Source organism: Halomonas sp. (genome assembly GCF_031581305.1).
Lineage (GTDB): Bacteria > Pseudomonadota > Gammaproteobacteria > Pseudomonadales > Halomonadaceae > Halomonas.
On record NZ_JAVLBC010000047.1, the window covers coordinates 1 to 16755 of the forward strand.

General features: G+C 65.7%; 13 protein-coding genes and 1 pseudogene. 6 read left to right on the forward strand and 8 right to left on the reverse strand.

What is annotated here, in order from left to right; genetic code table 11:
• The 6 genes and pseudogenes from RI841_RS05950 to RI841_RS05975 all read right to left on the reverse strand — a co-directional run.
• Window positions 1-471, reverse strand: a pseudogene (locus RI841_RS05950) (peptidylprolyl isomerase); the annotation flags it as partial.
• A gap of 12 nt (window positions 472-483) precedes the next feature.
• Window positions 484-1161: a respiratory nitrate reductase subunit gamma gene (gene narI / locus RI841_RS05955; protein WP_310704665.1), complete on the reverse strand. Its 678-nt coding sequence runs from the start codon at window positions 1159-1161 to the stop codon at window positions 484-486.
• 13 nt (window positions 1162-1174) lie between these two features.
• A complete protein-coding gene (gene narJ, locus RI841_RS05960; protein WP_310704666.1) occupies window positions 1175-1948 on the reverse strand; it encodes a nitrate reductase molybdenum cofactor assembly chaperone in 774 nt (257 codons plus the stop codon).
• Window positions 1941-3497, reverse strand: coding sequence for a nitrate reductase subunit beta (narH, locus tag RI841_RS05965; protein ID WP_310704667.1), 1557 nt, complete (start codon window positions 3495-3497; stop codon window positions 1941-1943). The genes narJ and narH overlap by 8 nt, the downstream gene beginning before the upstream one ends.
• Window positions 3494-7276 carry a nitrate reductase subunit alpha gene (locus RI841_RS05970; RefSeq protein WP_310704668.1) on the reverse strand — a complete coding sequence of 1261 codons (3783 nt, stop codon included), beginning with the start codon at window positions 7274-7276 and terminating at the stop codon, window positions 3494-3496. Before RI841_RS05970 ends, narH begins: the two co-directional genes overlap by 4 nt.
• A gap of 199 nt (window positions 7277-7475) precedes the next feature.
• Window positions 7476-8807, reverse strand: a complete 1332-nt coding sequence (locus tag RI841_RS05975; RefSeq protein ID WP_310704669.1) for an MFS transporter — start codon at window positions 8805-8807, stop codon at window positions 7476-7478.
• Window positions 8808-8968: 161 nt separating this feature from the next.
• Between RI841_RS05975 and RI841_RS05980 the strand changes: the two genes are divergently transcribed.
• The 6 genes from RI841_RS05980 to RI841_RS06005 all read left to right on the forward strand — a co-directional run bounded on the left by RI841_RS05980 (window position 8969) and on the right by RI841_RS06005 (window position 15825).
• Window positions 8969-10882: a type IV pili methyl-accepting chemotaxis transducer N-terminal domain-containing protein gene (locus tag RI841_RS05980; RefSeq protein WP_310704670.1), complete on the forward strand. Its 1914-nt coding sequence runs from the start codon at window positions 8969-8971 to the stop codon at window positions 10880-10882.
• The gene (narL, locus tag RI841_RS05985; protein ID WP_310704671.1) at window positions 10879-11544 is read left to right on the forward strand and encodes a two-component system response regulator NarL; all 666 of its coding nucleotides are present in this window, start codon (window positions 10879-10881) and stop codon (window positions 11542-11544) included. Before RI841_RS05980 ends, narL begins: the two co-directional genes overlap by 4 nt.
• Window positions 11545-11812: 268 nt before the next feature.
• Window positions 11813-13405: an MFS transporter gene (locus RI841_RS05990; protein WP_310704672.1), complete on the forward strand. Its 1593-nt coding sequence runs from the start codon at window positions 11813-11815 to the stop codon at window positions 13403-13405.
• 183 nt (window positions 13406-13588) lie between these two features.
• On the forward strand, window positions 13589-14941 hold the full coding sequence (locus RI841_RS05995; protein ID WP_310704673.1) for a nitrate/nitrite transporter: 1353 nt from the start codon (window positions 13589-13591) through the stop codon (window positions 14939-14941).
• 177 nt (window positions 14942-15118) lie between these two features.
• A complete protein-coding gene (locus RI841_RS06000; RefSeq protein WP_310704674.1) occupies window positions 15119-15559 on the forward strand; it encodes a hypothetical protein in 441 nt (146 codons plus the stop codon).
• Entirely contained in the window at window positions 15556-15825 is a 270-nt protein-coding gene (locus RI841_RS06005; RefSeq protein WP_310704675.1) for a hypothetical protein, read from the forward strand. The genes RI841_RS06000 and RI841_RS06005 overlap by 4 nt, the downstream gene beginning before the upstream one ends.
• Before the next feature lie 95 nt (window positions 15826-15920).
• Here RI841_RS06005 and RI841_RS06010 read toward each other — a convergent pair whose 3' ends face one another.
• Window positions 15921-16130, reverse strand: a complete 210-nt coding sequence (locus tag RI841_RS06010) for a hypothetical protein (RefSeq protein WP_310704676.1) — start codon at window positions 16128-16130, stop codon at window positions 15921-15923.
• Between the two features lie 29 nt (window positions 16131-16159).
• A partial coding sequence (locus RI841_RS06015; protein WP_310704677.1) for a VWA domain-containing protein occupies window positions 16160-16755 on the reverse strand: 596 nt, incomplete at its 5' end.

Below are 16755 nucleotides of genomic sequence, written 5' to 3' on the forward strand. Positions count from 1 at the left end.
GGTGAAGCGCTCGGGGACTGCCTGCAGCTCGCGGACCAACTTCTCGCCCAGGCGATAGCCGGCGTCGCGGGCCGGCGCGTCGTCCGGGGCGGCGGCCAGCAGCACATGGCGCACGCGCAGGCGGGTCGGCTCGCTGAAGCGTTCGGGGTGAGCGGCGTGGAAGCGCTGGCAGTCCTCTTCGGCGGGCTCGGGCACCTCCAGCTCACGCTCCAGCAGCTCGGCGATGGCCGCATCGGCCTCGTCGATTGCCTCGCCGGCGACCTCGGCCATGCCCAGCACCGCCGCCCGCTGGCGCAGCAGCTCCCGCACCACCAGGGCGCGGGCCGCCTTGAGCTGGGCCGTGCCAGCGCTATCCGCCGGGTGGTATTGCATCTCCTCGGCAATGGCGGCCTCCTCGAGGGTGGTCTCGCCGACCCGGATGGGCGGGGGACTGGCGCCCCCGGGGATCTGCTCGATATCGATCTTCTGCATGATGGAAACTCCTTACCCTCTACGCCGCACGAGCTGATAGCGGCGAGTCACATAACCGAAGGGCACGCTCCAGACGTGGACCAGACGGGTGAAGGGGAAGACCAGGATGATGGTCAGGCCCACCAGGATGTGCAGCTTGTAGATGAAGCTCACGCCATCCAGATATTGAGCCGCGCCGCCCTGGAAGAAGACGATGGACTGTGCCCAGCCGGCAAGCTGGATCATCACGCTGCCGTCCAGGTGACCCAGGGCCGGGATGATGGTCAGCAGGCCCAGCGAGACCTGCACGACCAGCAGCACGATGATGAAGGTATCCATCGGGCTGGAGGAGGCGCGGACCCGCGGGTTGGTGAGGCGGCGAAAGGCCAGCATGGCGCCGCCCACCAGACACATCACGCCGGCGACACCGCCGATGATGATGGCTACGACCTGCTTGGCACCCGCGCTGATGAAAGGCTCGTAGAGCCAGTGAGGCGTCAGCAGGCCCACCAGGTGACCGAAGAAGATGACGATGATGCCGACGTGGAAGAGGTTGCTGGCCAGCCGCATGTTCCTCGAGGTCAGCATCTGGCTCGAGCCGGCCTTCCAGGTGTACTGGCCGTGGTCGAAACGCAGCAGGCTACCGATCAGGAAGATGCTACCGGCCAGGTAGGGGAAGAGCCCGAACAGCAGGGTGTTGAGATAGTTCATGACGGGTCTCCGTTCAGTGTTTCCGGGCGGGAGCGGCGGGGTCGAGTACCCGCACCGCCTCGCTCTGGGTGACGTTCTTGCGCTCGGCCAGCCGCCGACCCTCGGCGGATTGCAGGGCACAGTCCTGATCGGAGTCGGCACTGAAGCGCACGGCCTCCTCCTCCCAGACCTCGTCCAGCGCCTCGGGGGTATCATCGGGGGCTTCGTCCTTCACCGTCTCGCGGTGGGCGTCGACGTCCCCGTCGGCACCGATCAGCGCCAGCAGCGCCAGCGGCACCAGGGCATGGTCGACGTCGCGCTCCTCCAGCCGGGCGGCGATCAGCGCCAGGATATGGCGGATCTCGCCCAGCCAGCGGCCGATGTCGGCCTCCGGGCGGGTCGAGAGGTACTCCAGGAACAGCGGCAGGTAATCGGGCAGCTCACGGGCATCGAGCTCGAAGCCGGCGGCGCTGTACTCGTTCATCAGGTCGACCATCGCCTGGCCGCGTTCGCGGGACTCGCCATGTACGTGCTCGAAGAGCAGCAGCGAGGTGGCGCGCCCCTTGTCGAACAGCGCCACGTATTCAGCCTGCAACTCCATCAGGTCGGCCTCCAGCAGGCGCTGGCACCAGTCCATCAGGCGAGCGCGCAGTGCCGCCTCCCAGCGGCGCTCGGCGTCGAGGATCTCGATCATTTCCGGCGCGGCGGCCTGGAGCTCCGCAGAGGGATAGTCGAGCAGCCGGGCCAGCACGCGCAGGCTCAGCATGTCCGGCTCCGCGGCAATGTGTTGCATCGCTGCCTCAGCCATGACGGACCTCCTCGGCGTGCGGGTCATAGGTTTCCACCGGCTTGACCAGGGTGGTGGTCGTCTTGCGTCCACCGAAGAGGCTCTCGCTGCTGTCGCCATGGCAGCCGTCGCCGAAGCTGAAGCCGCAGCCGCCACGCTCCGGGAAGGCCTCGGTGGCCATCTCGCGGTGGCTGGTGGGGATCACGAAGCGATCCTCGTAGTTGGCGATGGCCAGGTACCGGTACATGTCCTCCACCTGGGCTTCGCTGAGCCCTACGCTCTCCAGCACCTCGGTCTCGGCCTTGCCCTCGACGTGCTTGCCGCGCATGTAGAGACGCATGGCCATCAGCCGCTTTAGCGCCAGCACCACGGGCTCTTCTTCGCCGGCGGTCAGCATGTTGGCCAGATACTTGACCGGAATGCGCAGCGACTCGATCTTGGGCATCACGCCGTCGAACTCGACGTTGCCTGCCTCGGCGGCGGACTGGATCGGCGACAGCGGCGGCACGTACCAGACCATGGGCAGGGTGCGGTACTCGGGATGCAGCGGCAGCGCCAGGCCCCAGTCCATGGCCAGCTTGTAGACCGGCGAGGCCTGGGCGGCCTTGATGACGTTGTCGGGAATACCGTCCTGCCTGGCCTGGGCGATGACCTCCGGGTCATTGGGGTCCAGGAAGATCTCGCGCTGGCGATGGTAGAGGTCACGCTCGTCCGGCGAGCTCGCCACCTCCTCGATGCGGTCGGCATCGTAGAGCAGCACACCGAGGTAGCGAATCCGGCCCACGCAGGTCTCGGAGCAGACGGTCGGCTGGCCGGCCTCGATGCGCGGATAGCAGAAGATGCACTTCTCGGACTTTCCGGTCTTCCAGTTGTAGTAGATCTTCTTGTACGGGCAGCCGGAGATACACATCCGCCAGCCGCGGCACTTGTCCTGGTCGATCAGGACGATGCCGTCCTCCTCGCGCTTGTAGATCGCGCCACTCGGGCACGACGCCACGCAGGTCGGGTTGAGGCAGTGCTCGCAGAGTCGCGGCAGATACATCATGAAAGTGTTCTCGAACTGGCCGTAGATGTCGGCCTGGATCTTCTCGAAGTTGGCATCCTTGCGCCGCTTGGCGAACTCGGTGCCGAGAATCTCCTCCCAGTTCGGGCCCCACTCGATCTTGTTCATGCGCTCGCCGGAGATCAGCGACCGGGGGCGCGCCACCGGCTGGTGCTTGCCGATCTTGGCGGTATGCAGGTGCTGGTAATCGAAGGTGAACGGCTCGTAGTAGTCGTCGATCTCCGGCAGGTCGGGATTGGCGAAGATGTTCGCCAATACCCGCCACTTGCCGCCGATGCGTGGCTCGATACGGCCATCCTTGCGACGCAGCCAGCCGCCCTTCCACTTGTGCTGGTTCTCCCACTCCTTGGGATAGCCGATGCCGGGCTTGGTCTCGACGTTGTTGAACCAGGCGTACTCGACGCCTTCACGGCTGGTCCAGACGTTCTTGCAGGTCACCGAGCAGGTGTGGCAGCCGATGCACTTGTCGAGGTTGAGGACCATGCCTACCTGGGAACGAATCTTCATTTCACGGCCTCCTGCACGGTGTCATTGCCCTCTTCATCCAGCCAGTCGACGTTCTTCATCTTGCGGACAAGAACGAATTCGTCGCGGTTGGAACCGACCGTGCCGTAGTAGTTGAAGCTGTAGGAGAGCTGCGCATAGCCGCCGATCATGTGGGTCGGCTTGGGGCAGACGCGGGTCACGGAGTTGTGGATGCCGCCGCGGGTGCCGGTGATCTCGGAGCCGGGCACGTTCACGTTGCGCTCCTGGGCGTGGTACATCATCACCATGCCGTCCTTGACCCGCTGGCTGACGATCGCCCGCGCCGCGATGGCGCCGTTGGCGTTGTAGACCTCGATCCAGTCGTTGTCCTCGATGCCGATCGATGCCGCATCGGGTTCGGACAGCCAGACCACCGGGCCACCGCGGTTGAGCGTCAGCATCATCAGGTTGTCGCTGTAGGTGGAGTGGATACCCCACTTCTGGTGCGGCGTGATGAAGTTCAGCGCCTTGCTCGGGTTGCCGTTGTCCTCGGGCAGCTTGAAGCCCTTGGCTGCCTTGGTGTCGATCGGCGGACGGTAGACTAGCAGGCTCTCGCCGAAGGCGCGCATCCAGGGGTGATCCTGGTAGAACTGCTGGCGACCGCTGACGGTGCGCCACGGGATCAGCTCGTGGACGTTGGTGTAGCCGGCGTTGTAGGAGACGTGCTCGTCCTCGAGGCCCGACCAGGTCGGACTGGAGATGATCTTGCGCGGCTGGGCGACGATGTCGCGGAAGCGGATCTTCTCCTCCTCCTTGGGATGCGCCAGGTGGGTGTGATCCCGTCCGGTGATCTTGGACAGCGCGCCCCAGGCCTTCACGGCCACCTGGCCGTTGGTCTCCGGCGCCAGGGTCAGCACCATCTCGGCGGCGTCCACGGCACTCTCGATCTGCGGACGTCCCTTGTGCGGCCCATCCAGCTTGCGATGGTTGAGCTTGCCGAGCAGCTCGACTTCGGATTCGGTGTTCCAGCTGATGCCCTTGCCGCCATTGCCGATGCTCTCCAGCAGCGGACCCACGGAGGTGAAGCGCTCGTAGGTCTCGGGGTAGTTGCGCTTGACCTCGATCAGTGCCGGCATGGTCTTGCCCGGGAGCGGCTCGCACTCGCCCTTCTTCCAGTCCTTCACGTCGACCTGGGCCAGTTCGGCGGGGGAGTCGTGCTGGTGCGGCAGGGTGACCAGGTCGGTCTCCTCGCCCAGGTGGCCCACACAGACCTGGGAGAAGGCCCTGGCGATGCCCTTGTAGATCTCCCAGTCGCTGCGCGACTCCCACGCCGGGTCGGTGGCCGCGGTGAGCGGGTGGATGAAGGGGTGCATGTCGGAGGTGTTGAGGTCGTCCTTCTCGTACCAGGTCGCCGTGGGCAGCACGATATCCGAGTAGAGGCAGGTGGTGGACATGCGGAAGTCCAGCGTCACCAGCAGATCGAGCTTGCCCTCCGGTGCCTCGTCGTGCCACTTGACCTCTTCGGGCTTCTGGCCACCGAAGTCGCCCAGATCCTTGCCCTGGATGCCATGGCGAGTGCCCAGCAGGTACTTGAGCATGTACTCGTGGCCCTTGCCGGAGCTGCCCAGCAGGTTGGAGCGCCAGATGAACATGTTGCGGGGGAAGTTCTCCGGGGCATCCGGGTCTTCCGACGCAAAGGAGAGCTCGCCACTCTTGAGTTGCTGAACGGCATAGTCCTTGGTGGACATCCCGGCGTCCTCGGCCTTCTTCGCCAGGCGCAGCGGATTGGTACCCAGCTGAGGGGCGGAGGGCAGCCAGCCCATGCGCTCGGAGCGCACGTTGAAGTCGATCAGGCTCCCGGGGTAGTCCTCGGCCTTGGCCAGCGGCGAGAGGATCTCCTTGATCTCCAGCTTCTCGTAGCGCCACTGGGAAGAGTGACTGTAGAAGAAGGAGGTGGAGTTCATGTGGCGCGGCGGACGCTGCCAGTCGAGGCCGAAGGCCAGCGGCAGCCAACCGGTCTGCGGGCGCAGTTTCTCCTGACCCACGTAGTGGGCCCAACCGCCACCGCTCTGGCCGATGCAGCCGCACATGACCAGCATGTTGATCAGGCCGCGGTAGTTCATGTCCATGTGGTACCAGTGGTTCATGCCGGCACCCACGATGATCATGCTGCGACCCTGAGTCTTGTCGGCGTTGTCGGCAAACTCACGGGCGATGCGGGTGGCCTGCTCGGCGGGCACGCCGGTGATCTTCTCCTGCCAGGCCGGCGTATAGGGGCGAACCTGGTCGTAGGACGTCGCCCCGTCATCTTCGCCTTTACCGCTGAAGCCACGGTCGATGCCGTAGTTGGCACACATCAGGTCGAACACGGTGACCGCCAGCATCTCGCTGCCGTCGGCCTTCTTCATTTTCTTGACGGGCAGGTTGTGGAACAGCAGGTCATCCGCGGCGCCCACGCCTTCGCCCTTCACATGCTCGAAGTGCTCATGCTCGATACCGCCGAAGTAGGGGAATGCCACACTGGCCACGCTATCGTGGTGGTCGGCCAGGGTCAGCAGCGGCTTGATCTCGGCCCCCTCGGCATCCAGCGAATCGAGGTTCCACTTGCCGACCTCGTCCCCGGTCTCGCCCCAGCGGAAGCCGATGGAACCCCGCGGCACCACCAGCTGGTCGCGGGTCTCGTCCCAGGCGACGGTCTTCCACTCGGGGTTGTTGTCCTGACCCAGGCTGGCATCGAAGTCGCTGGCGCGCAGCTGACGCCCCGGGGCGTAGCTGCCGTCCTCGCGGGCCTCGAGCTCGACCAGGAAGGGCATGTCGGTGTACCGGCGTACGTAATCGGTGAAGTAGGCACTGGGCTTGTCGAGGTGGAACTCCTTGAGGATCACGTGCCCCATGGCCATGGCCAGGGCGGCATCGGTGCCCTGCTTGGCGGAGAGCCACTCGTCGGTGAGCTTGGACACCTCGGCATAGTCCGGGGTGATGGAGACGGTCTTGGTGCCCTTGTAACGCACCTCGGTGAAGAAGTGGGCATCCGGGGTACGGGTCTGGGGCACGTTGGACCCCCAGGCGATGATGTAGCCGGAGTTGTACCAGTCGGCCGACTCGGGCACGTCGGTCTGCTCGCCCCAGGTCATCGGCGAGGCCGGTGGCAGGTCGCAGTACCAGTCGTAGAAGCTCATGCAGACGCCGCCGATCAGCGACAGGTAGCGGCTGCCGGCGGCATAGCTGACCATGGACATCGCGGGGATCGGCGAAAAGCCGATGATGCGGTCCGGGCCGAACTGCTTGGCGGTGTAGACGTTGGACGCGGCGATCAGCTCGTTGAGCTCGTCCCAGTCGGCGCGCACGAAGCCACCCATGCCGCGGGCCCGCTTGTATTCCTTGGTCTTTTCAGGGTCCTCGACGATGGAGGCCCAGGCATCGACCGGATCGCCCTTGGCGTCGAGGGCCTCGCGCCACAGCTTGAGCAGCGGCTTTCTGATCAGCGGGTACTTGAGGCGGTTGGCGCTGTACATGTACCAGGAGTAACTGGCGCCGCGCGGGCAGCCTCGAGGTTCATGGTTGGGCAGGTCCGGCCGGGTACGCGGGTAGTCGGTCTGCTGGGTCTCCCAGGTGACCAGGCCGTTCTTGACGTAGATCTTCCAACTGCATGAACCGGTGCAGTTCACCCCGTGGGTAGACCGCACCACCTTGTCGTGCTGCCAGCGCTGCCGGTAGCCGTTCTCCCACTCGCGGGACTCCTGGCGGACCTCGCCATGCTCGTTGGCGAAGGGTTCGCGGGCCTTGCGGAAGAAGTTCAGCCGATCGATGAAGTGACTCATGGTCGCTCTCCAGGCTCCTGAAAAGATGCGTGGCCACCCCGGGCCACTCGGACTGCCGCTCCCTCGCAGGGCTCAGGCAGCTTCCATGGGGGGAATTCTGGGGGATTGGAAGGCGGAATACTGCCCGGTTACCTCCATATACATGCCCCCTACCTCCAAGGGGATAGGCGCCGGTGAAGGAAGGGTTAGACCGGTGAATTCAGCGTGCACGACCCGGGCCTCGCGCATGGTCGGCTACCATCACCAGCATGCACGCCACCAGGGCAGCGTAGAGGAACATGAAGCCGGCGGTGCGCACCCCCAGCCACTGGCTACCCAGCACGAAGACCGGCGGCAGCAGGGCGGCGAAGAGCCCGCCCAGCGTCAGTGCCAGCCCGCCCGCCAGGGCCATGTCGCCGCCATGATCACGGTGAATCAGCCGCATCAGGCTGCCCTGCCCCATGCCCATGGCGACACCCATGGCCACCAGCAGCCCCAGGAAGCCCCATAGCGGGGCCGCATAGTGCAGCGTCAGTTCGCCATGCACGCCCTCGATGCGCATGGAGAAGGGGGGGTAGGAGAGCAGGAAGAGGCAGACCAGCACGAAGGCGCTGACCCACCAGCGCAGGCTGCGGAAGTCGCGCCAATCGGCCAGCGCGCCCCCGACCACCTGGCCCGCCCCGACGGCGAGCGTGAAGGGCAGGGCCCAGAGGGCCGCGGCCTGCAGCGAGAGGCCGTAGCGAGCCGCCAGATGACCGGGCAGCCACAGCGCCAGGGCCACGAAGGCGCCGAAGAAGAAGCTGTAGGTGATCGCCAGCCGCCACAGCTGCCAGTCGGCAAGGCGGGCGGCCAGATGCACGGCTCGCGTTCTCGGCGACGCCCGTGCCGGTGGCGCCTCGTCATCCTCCGTTTCGTCGATCACCGCTGGCGTGTCGCCGTCATCGGCAAACAGCCACAGCAGGGCCGCCACCAGCAGCACCGGCAGCAGGTAGAGCAGCGGCGCCATGCGCCAGCCATAGGCCTGGCTTACCAGTGGCAGCAGCAGGTAGCTCAGCCCCGCCCCCACCATGCCGGCCCCGTAGAGGCCCAGCGCCAGGCCGGCATGGCGCGGCGGCCCCAGTTCCGCCACATAGACCAGACCGGCGGCCAGGGCGCCGGCTCCCAGCCCCAGCCCCAGGCCGGCCAGCAGGAACTCCAGGTAGTGATGCGCCTGGCTGACCCACCACAGGAAGGGACAGATCAGCAGCAGGCAGCCGAGCATCACCCGACGTCCACCATACCGCCGTGCCAACAGCGCCATGGGCAGGCTGGCCAGGGCCCCGGCGAGCATCGGCATGGCCAGCAGCACCGCGAAGCCGACGCTTCCCAGGACCAGGTCCCGGCGGAGCTCCACGCCGAGCACGGCGAACAGGGTCCAGCAGGCGAAGACCAGGGCAAAAGCCAGCGGCGAGAGCACGACCACCACCAGGGAACGGTAGCCCGGGGGTGCCGATTCGCCGTCAACCGGCGCATCGCGGGGCACATTCGGGAGGGAATCGGGGGCGCGAGACATGGGGGCCGGGGCTCGAGGAATATGGTTGAATTCTCGGGAGCCCCGGTGGCAGGGTCAAAAGGGCAAGGGAGGTACACCTTTGAGGGAGCGCCCCCTACCCACTAGGGTATAGTGAAACCTTGACGTCATGCTCGTACGCCGCGCGAAGGACCCTCCCGCCGATGAAACTGCTGCAACGTTCCCTGGTGGCCCGCATCATCGCTTCGCTGCTGGCGATCAGCGCCATGGCACTGATCAGTATCGTGGTCACCATGATAGTGGCCAACGGCAGCCGCGGTGATGCCGCCGCCATCAACGTGGCCGGTTCGCTGCGCATGAACACCTACCAGATCGTTGCGGCCCTGCAGCGCTATGAACGGCAGCCCGAGGCATCGCAGCACGACAGGGTCGAGGTGCTGAGCGAACGCTTTCGCGAGCGGCTCAACAGCCCCCGGCTGACCCAGGCCCTACCCGAGGCCGAAGACCACCCCTTGCAGGAGCAGTACCGGATGCTCCAGGCACGCTGGAACGAGGCGCTGGCGCCTCAGGTGGCCCGCGCCATTGCCGGCGGGGGACTGGAAGTCGAACCACTGCGCCAGATCCTGGACGGCCTGGTGGGTGACATCGACCAGCTGGTTACCCAACTGGAGCAGAACAGCGAAGCCAAGATCCGCCTGCTCAGCGTGCTGCAGATTCTCTTTCTGACGCTGACCGCCGTGGTGGTCACGATCGCCCTCTACGATATCCGCCACAACCTGGTGGCCCCGCTGCACCAGCTGGTGGTGTTGGCCCGTGAGGCCGGCCGCCGCAACTTTCGCTACCGCACCCGACTCAAGGGCAGCGACGAGCTGGCCCTGCTGGGCCGCACCTTCGACGGCATGGCCGAGGAGCTCGCCGCCAGCTACGCGGCGCTGGAGGAGCGCGTCTCGCGCAAGAAGGCCGAGCTCGAGCGCAGCAACCAGGTCATGCAGGTGCTCCACGACGGCAGCCGGGCTCTCTACGGCGGCGGCAACGACCTCTGCGCCAGCGCCGCTCCCGTGCTGCGCCGCATCGAGCAGCTGCTCGACATCGGCCCGATCCGGCTCTCGCTGCATGATCCCTTCGACGACCGCGAGGTGCCGATACTGGCCACCCACTCGCGCAGCCGCCCGACCTACTGTCGCAACCACGACTGCCATGCCTGCCTGCTCGACCCCGAGCCCCTGGAACTCTCCGAGACCGGCGAGGCGGAGTGCCTGCTGCTGCCGGTGAGCGTCGGCGCGACCCTCCTCGGCACCCTCGAGGTCTGGTATCCCGAGGGCCGCGAGCTCACTGACAGCACCCGGCGGCTGCTCAACGCCCTGACCGACCAGCTGGCTACGGCGGTCTACCTGCAGCGGCGCATTGAGGCGCAGCAACAGGTGACCCTCATGAACGAGCGCACCATCATCGCGCGGGAACTCCACGACTCCCTGGCCCAGTCACTCTCCTACCTCAAGATGCAGGTCGCCAGGCTCGAACGCATGCAGGCCAGGGAGATGCCCCGCGAGGCCCAGACGGCGGTATTCGGCGAGCTGCGCACCGGGCTCGACAGCGCCTATCGTCAGCTGCGCGAGCTGCTCACCACCTTCCGCCTCAAGCTCGAGGGCCCCGGCCTGCAGAGCGCCCTGCGCCAGACCACCGAGGAATTCGCCGAGCGGCTGGGCTGCCAGGTGGAGCTGTTCTTCGACGTGCCGCCGCACCTGCTCAATCCCAACGAGGAGATCCATGTGTTGCAGGTGGTCCGCGAGGCGCTGGCCAACATCCACAAGCATGCCCGCGCCCACTGGGCAGCGGTCACGGTGCGCTTCCAGCAGGCACGGCTGCATGTCATGGTCGAGGACGACGGCATCGGACTGCCGGAAGACGGCTCGCCACCCATGCACTACGGGTTGGTGATCATGCGCGATCGTGCCGAAACCCTGGGCGGCGAGTTCGCGGTGCGCAACCGCCAGGCCGGCGGCACCCTGGTCGAGCTCGCCTTCTCTCCCCAGACCGCACGCTTGATCGCCCAGCAGCCGGCCAACGGGCCTGACACAACCGCCCCCCCATACGAACACAGGAACTCGCCAGGATGACCCGCATCGATCACGACAGCCCTGCCACAATCCTGCTCATCGACGACCATCCGCTGCTACGCCGTGGCGTGGCCCAGCTGCTCGAGCTGGAAGATGACCTGCATCTGGCCGGCGAGGCGGGCGAGCCGGAGGTCGGCATCCGGCTCGCCGACGAACTCGACCCCGACATGATCCTGCTCGACCTCAACATGCCCGGTCTGGACGGCATCGCCACCCTGAAGGAGCTTCGCGAGCAGGGCTATGCCGGACGCATCGTGATGTTCACCGTCTCGGACCACGAGGAGGACGTGGTAGCTGCCCTGCGTAGCGGCGCCGACGGCTACCTGCTCAAGGACATGGATCCCGACGAGATGGTACGCCAGCTGCGCCAGGCGGCCCTGGGTCGCATGGTGATCAGCGAGAGCCTCACCACGCTGCTGGCCGAGGCCCTGCGCAGCCAGCGCAACCAGCCGGCAGCCCCGGATATCCACAGCCTGACCCAGCGCGAGCGCGAGATCCTGCGCGAACTGGCCGCCGGCCTCTCCAACAAGCTGATCGCCCGCAAGCTCGACATCACCGAGGGCACGGTGAAGGTGCACGTCAAGCATCTGCTCAAGAAGCTCAACCTGCGTTCGCGGGTGGAAGCCGCGGTATGGGCCGTCCAGGAGGGTGTGGACAAGTAGATTCTGTGTGGATACCTCCAAAGACTTCCGGCGCGCCCGCCGCCTCTCCCCTGGTCGCGCCATCCATCAAAAAATCTATCAATATCAATGACCTGACGTCGTTCACCTCCTACCTCGCTGGAGGTATCCCGTGTATTTCCCGGCGTTTTCACCCCGTTTCGCCGTTTCCCGACGAGGCGTATCTTTCGCGACAAAGCCCCGTGCCTTGATATCGGTCAACCGCGACCGCTGGCCGGGGCCTCACGCAAGCGCTCTGAGGGGAAAGGCCATGACCAGAAAGAATGCCGACATCGAACACTGGGATGTCGAGAACGAGGAGTTGTGGGAGAAGGAGGGCAGGAAGGTTGCCAACCGCAACCTCTGGATCTCCATTCCCAGCCTGCTGATGGGCTTCGCCGTGTGGCTGATGTGGGGGATGATCACCACCCAGATGCAGAATCTGGGCTATCCCTACAGCGTCGATCAGCTGTTCACGCTGACCGCCCTTGCCGGGCTTGCCGGCGCCACCCTGCGCATTCCCGCCTCCTTCATGATTCGCATCGCCGGCGGGCGCAACACCATCTTCCTGACCACCGCCCTGCTGATGATTCCCGCCCTGGGCACCGGCATCGCGCTGATGAACCCGGACACGCCCTTCTGGATGTTCCAGGTGCTGGCGCTGCTCTCGGGCATCGGCGGCGGCAACTTCGCGGCTTCCATGAGCAACATCTCCACGTTCTTTCCGAAAAAGCAGCAGGGCTATGCCCTGGGCATGAACGCGGGCCTCGGCAACTTCGGCGTCACCACCATGCAGATCCTGATTCCGCTGGTGATGACCGTGGGCATCTTCGGCGGCCTGGCCGGTGCACCCATGGCACTGGAAAGTGCAAGCGGCACCCTGATCGGGCGCATCGAGGCCGGCACCGACACCTGGATCCAGAATGCTGCCTTCATCTGGCTGGTCTTTCTGATCCCGCTGGCCTTCGCCGGCTGGTTCGGCATGAACAACCTGCGCACCATCACCCCGAATCCGGGCACGCCGGCCCAGGCCTTCGGCAAGATCCTGGGGCTCTATGGCGTGGGGCTCGTGACCTCGGTGATCGGCATGCTGGCGCTGGTCTGGCTCAACATGTGGATCGCCCTGCCGCTGACCATTCTGATCACGGTCTTCGCGCTGCGCCTGATTCCGGGCGACATCCAGCCCAACATCCAGAAGCAGTTCGCGATCTTCAACGACAAGCACACCTGGGCGATGACGGTACTCTACATCGCCACCTTCGGCTCCTTCATCGGCTTCTCCGCCGCGCTGCCGCTCTCCATCAACGTCATCTTCGGCAACATGATGGAAGTGGCCGCCGACGGTAGCGTGACGCGGGTGGTCAATCCGGACGCTCCCAGCGCCCTGACCTGGGCCTGGATCGGCCCCTTCGTCGGCGCCCTGATCCGCCCGGTGGGCGGCTGGATCTCCGACAAGGTCGGGGGTGCCGTGGTCACCCAGGCAATCTCCGTGGTGATGGTGCTGGCGTCCGCCGCCGTGGGCTACGTGATGATGCTGGCGTACAACGCCACCGATCCCAACAGCTACTTCCCGATCTTTCTGATCCTGTTCATCGTGCTGTTCGCTGCCAGCGGCATCGGCAATGGCTCTACCTTCCGCAGCATCGGCGTGATCTTCGATCAGCAGAGCAAGGGACCGGTGCTGGGCTGGACCTCGGCAGTGGCTGCCTACGGCGCCTTCATCGCCCCGCGGGTGATGGGCGAGCAGATCCAGGCCGGCACGCCGGAGATGGCGATGTACGGCTTCGCGGTCTTCTACGCACTCTGCTTGATTGTCAACTGGTGGTTCTATCTGCGCAAGAACGCCTACGTGAAGAATCCCTAATGGACAAAGCCGGGTCCGAAGAAGGACCCGGCAGCAGGCTGTCACTACAGGCGCTACCTACTAGGGGATAAGAGCCAAAAATATCGTGGTACTGGCGGCAGACGCTTGATGCAGGTCAAGGGCGATCGACAGGCTACCGCCACACTGGACAGCACCATTCATGCTTCGCCTGAGGGGAATACCATGAAACATCTCGAGGGGGTGACCCCACCCCAGCAGTACCGGGCCCTGGGACTCAGCACCCTGGCCTTTACCACCTGCTTCGCTGTGTGGACGATCTTTTCCATTATCGGGATCCAGATCAAGCAGGACCTGGGGCTCAACGAGACCCAGTTCGGCATCCTGGTTGCCACACCGATACTGACCGGCTCCATCAGCCGCATCTTTCTGGGCATCTGGACCGAGCAGTTCGGCGGTCGCCGCGTCTTCAGCATCCTGATGCTGATCACCGCACTCTGCGTCTTCATGCTCTCCTATGTTCAAACCTACACCATGTTCCTGGTCGCGGCACTCGGGGTGGGCCTGGCCGGGGGGTCCTTCATCGTGGGGATCGCCTACACCTCCTACTGGTTCGAGAAGGAGAAGCAGGGCACGGCGCTCGGCATCTTCGGCGCCGGCAACGCCGGGGCCGCGGTGACCAACTTCGCCGCCCCCTTCCTGCTGGTGGCACTGGGCTGGGAACAGACCGCAGTGGTCTACGCCATCGTGCTGACGGTGGTCGCCGTGGGCTTCTGGGTGTTCTCCAAGGAGGATCCGCTGACCCGCTCCCGGCGCGGTCAGGGCGGCAAGGGCACCTCCGTCCGGGACCAGCTGGAGCCGCTCAAGCACCTGCAGGTGTGGCGCTTCGCCCTCTACTACTTCTTCGTGTTCGGCGCCTTCGTCGCCCTGGCCTCCTACCTGCCGCGCTACTACGTCGGGGCCTACGATGTCAGTATCGCCGTGGCCGGCACCCTGGCGGCGCTCTACACCCTGCCGGCCAGCGTATTTCGCGCTCTGGGCGGGTGGATGTCGGACCGCTATGGCGCCCGGTCGATCATGTACCTGACCTTCATCGCCTCGCTGGTGTGCCTGTTCTTCCTTTCCTATCCCGAGACCAGCTATGTCATCCAGGGCAAGGAGGGCGAGATCGCGTTCACCATGATCCTGCCGCTATGGGCCGTGGTAGTCCTCACCGTGCTGCTGGGCTTCTTCATGTCGCTGGGTAAGGCCGCCGTCTACAAGCATATTCCGGTCTACTATCCGGAGAACGTCGGCTCGGTGGGCGGCCTGGTCGGCATGATCGGTGGCCTGGGCGGCTTCTTCCTGCCCATCATGTTCGGTGCTGTACTTGACATCACCGGCATCTGGACCAGTTCCTACATGGTGCTGTTCGTGCTGGTAGCGGTATCCCTGGTCTGGATGCACGGTGCCATCCGCCGGATGGAGCGCCAGAGGGTTCCTGAACTCGGCGAGGAGCGCTATCGCTACCTGCCGGAGATCCAGGGGCCTGCCGAGCAGTATGCCGAGAGCCGGCGGTCACGGCAGACCGAGGAGTGACACCGTGGACCGGAGGACGAGAATGCCACCTGCGGGTGGCATTCCCGTTTTCGGCCGGGTGTCTTGATCCAGGCCAGGAAAAACCGACGCGCCTCGCGCTATAGTAGTATTTTAAATACATCAATTTGCCGGAACCCCGCTGTGGGCCCGGCCGGCTGCCGGATATGAGGTGTCACCATGTCCCACACCCTGACCCACGAAGGTTCCGTCAACCCCGAGAAGGCCGCCCGCGGCCGCGGCGCGGCCATCGTCGTCTACATGCTCTTCCTGGGCAGCGTGCTCGCCGTGGTCACCGCGCCCATCGGCGTGCTGGTCGCCCACCTCAAGCGCCGTCGCGCCGAGCCCTGGGTGCAGAGCCACCTGCAGTTCCAGATCCGCACCTTCTGGCTGGGCATGCTGGGGGGTGGTCTCTTCGTCGCCACCTGGCAGCTGCTGGGGCTGGTGGGTGCCCCTGCCGTGGCGCCCTGGGCGCTGGGCTACATCTACTTCACCGCCTGCCTGATCTGGATGGTGGCGCGCTGCGGCGTGGGCATCAGCCGCCTGACCGCCAACCAGCCGGTCGCCAACCCACTCAGCCTGGCCTTCGGCGGCGCCCGGGTCACCCTGGCGGACGCATGAGCGAGCGCGCCTTGCCACGCGAGCTGCCCAACCCCGGCTGGGGGCCACTCTCGACGCTGCCCGGCAACCCGCTGATGTGGGTGCTGATCCTCAGCGAAATGCTGGCCTTCAGCGCCTTCTTCGCGCTCTATGCCGCGGAACGGGTGGCGGCGACGGCCCTCTTCGACGCCTCCCACCAAGAGCTCGACCCGCTGATGGGCGGGCTCAATACCCTGGTGCTGCTGCTGACCAGCGGGCTTTGCGTGGCCCTGGCCGGGAGGCCGTGAGCGACGAACGGATCCGCCGAGCCCGCCAGTGGCTGGGCGCCGCCATGGCGCTGGGGGTGCTGTTCGGCGTGGAGTATGCCGGCAAGTTTGCCGCCTCACCGCCCCGAGGGCGGCGCTGTCGCCCGTGCCCAGCCCTCCAGGGCACGCCCCAGGCACAGCAGCCCGTAGACCACGAAGGGCACCAGCAGCATCAGCGCCACGCCCCAGTCGCGGTTGTTGATCAGCCACACCAGTGGCAGTACCACCGCCACGGCGGCCAGGCACCAGGCCATCAGGGCCAGCAGGAGTCGTGAACGGGATGACATGGCGGGATACCTCCTCGACGAACGATGGCTCAGTTGGCAATGATCTGGCGATAGATGCCGGGCAGCGCCAGTGAGAGGTGTTCGGGACGCTGCACGATGGCATAGCCACCGCGGCCGAACAGGTGGGGAATATACTGCCCCGCCTCGCGGTCGATGGTCACCCCGAACACCCGCACCTCCTGGCGCCGCGCCTCGAACACCGCCTTGCGGGTGTCCTCGATGCCGTAGCGCCCTTCGTAGTAGTCGTTGTCGTTGGGCTTGCCGTCGGTGAGCATCAGCAGAAGACGATGGCGATTGGGGCACTCGGCCAGCTGCCGTGTCAGGTGACGAATGGCCGGCCCCATGCGGGTGTAGGAGCCCGGCTTGAGTGCGGCGATGCGCCGCGAGACCCGATCACCCATGGGTTCATCGAACGCCTTGAGGGTATTGACCCATACCTTGTGGCGACGCCGGGACGTGAAGCTGTGGATAGCATAGTCATCGCCGCAGCCAGCCAGGCCGTGGCCCAGCACCAGCAGTGCCTCCTTGGCCACGTCCAGCACCCGGCGATCCTCCAGCCACGCCTCGGTGGAGAGCGAGACATCCACCAGGATCGAAACCGCCAGGTCACGGGCCTGGGTGCGGC

Coding starts and splice junctions, on each gene's coding strand:
- narI (WP_310704665.1), bottom strand. CDS start 1,161: ATGAACTATCTCAACACCCTGCTGTTCGGGCTCTTCCCCTACCTGGCC.
- narJ (WP_310704666.1), bottom strand. CDS start 1,948: ATGGCTGAGGCAGCGATGCAACACATTGCCGCGGAGCCGGACATGCTG.
- narH (WP_310704667.1), bottom strand. CDS start 3,497: ATGAAGATTCGTTCCCAGGTAGGCATGGTCCTCAACCTCGACAAGTGC.
- RI841_RS05970 (WP_310704668.1), bottom strand. CDS start 7,276: ATGAGTCACTTCATCGATCGGCTGAACTTCTTCCGCAAGGCCCGCGAA.
- RI841_RS05975 (WP_310704669.1), bottom strand. CDS start 8,807: ATGTCTCGCGCCCCCGATTCCCTCCCGAATGTGCCCCGCGATGCGCCG.
- RI841_RS05980 (WP_310704670.1), top strand. CDS start 8,969: ATGAAACTGCTGCAACGTTCCCTGGTGGCCCGCATCATCGCTTCGCTG.
- narL (WP_310704671.1), top strand. CDS start 10,879: ATGACCCGCATCGATCACGACAGCCCTGCCACAATCCTGCTCATCGAC.
- RI841_RS05990 (WP_310704672.1), top strand. CDS start 11,813: ATGACCAGAAAGAATGCCGACATCGAACACTGGGATGTCGAGAACGAG.
- RI841_RS05995 (WP_310704673.1), top strand. CDS start 13,589: ATGAAACATCTCGAGGGGGTGACCCCACCCCAGCAGTACCGGGCCCTG.
- RI841_RS06000 (WP_310704674.1), top strand. CDS start 15,119: ATGTCCCACACCCTGACCCACGAAGGTTCCGTCAACCCCGAGAAGGCC.
- RI841_RS06005 (WP_310704675.1), top strand. CDS start 15,556: ATGAGCGAGCGCGCCTTGCCACGCGAGCTGCCCAACCCCGGCTGGGGG.
- RI841_RS06010 (WP_310704676.1), bottom strand. CDS start 16,130: ATGTCATCCCGTTCACGACTCCTGCTGGCCCTGATGGCCTGGTGCCTG.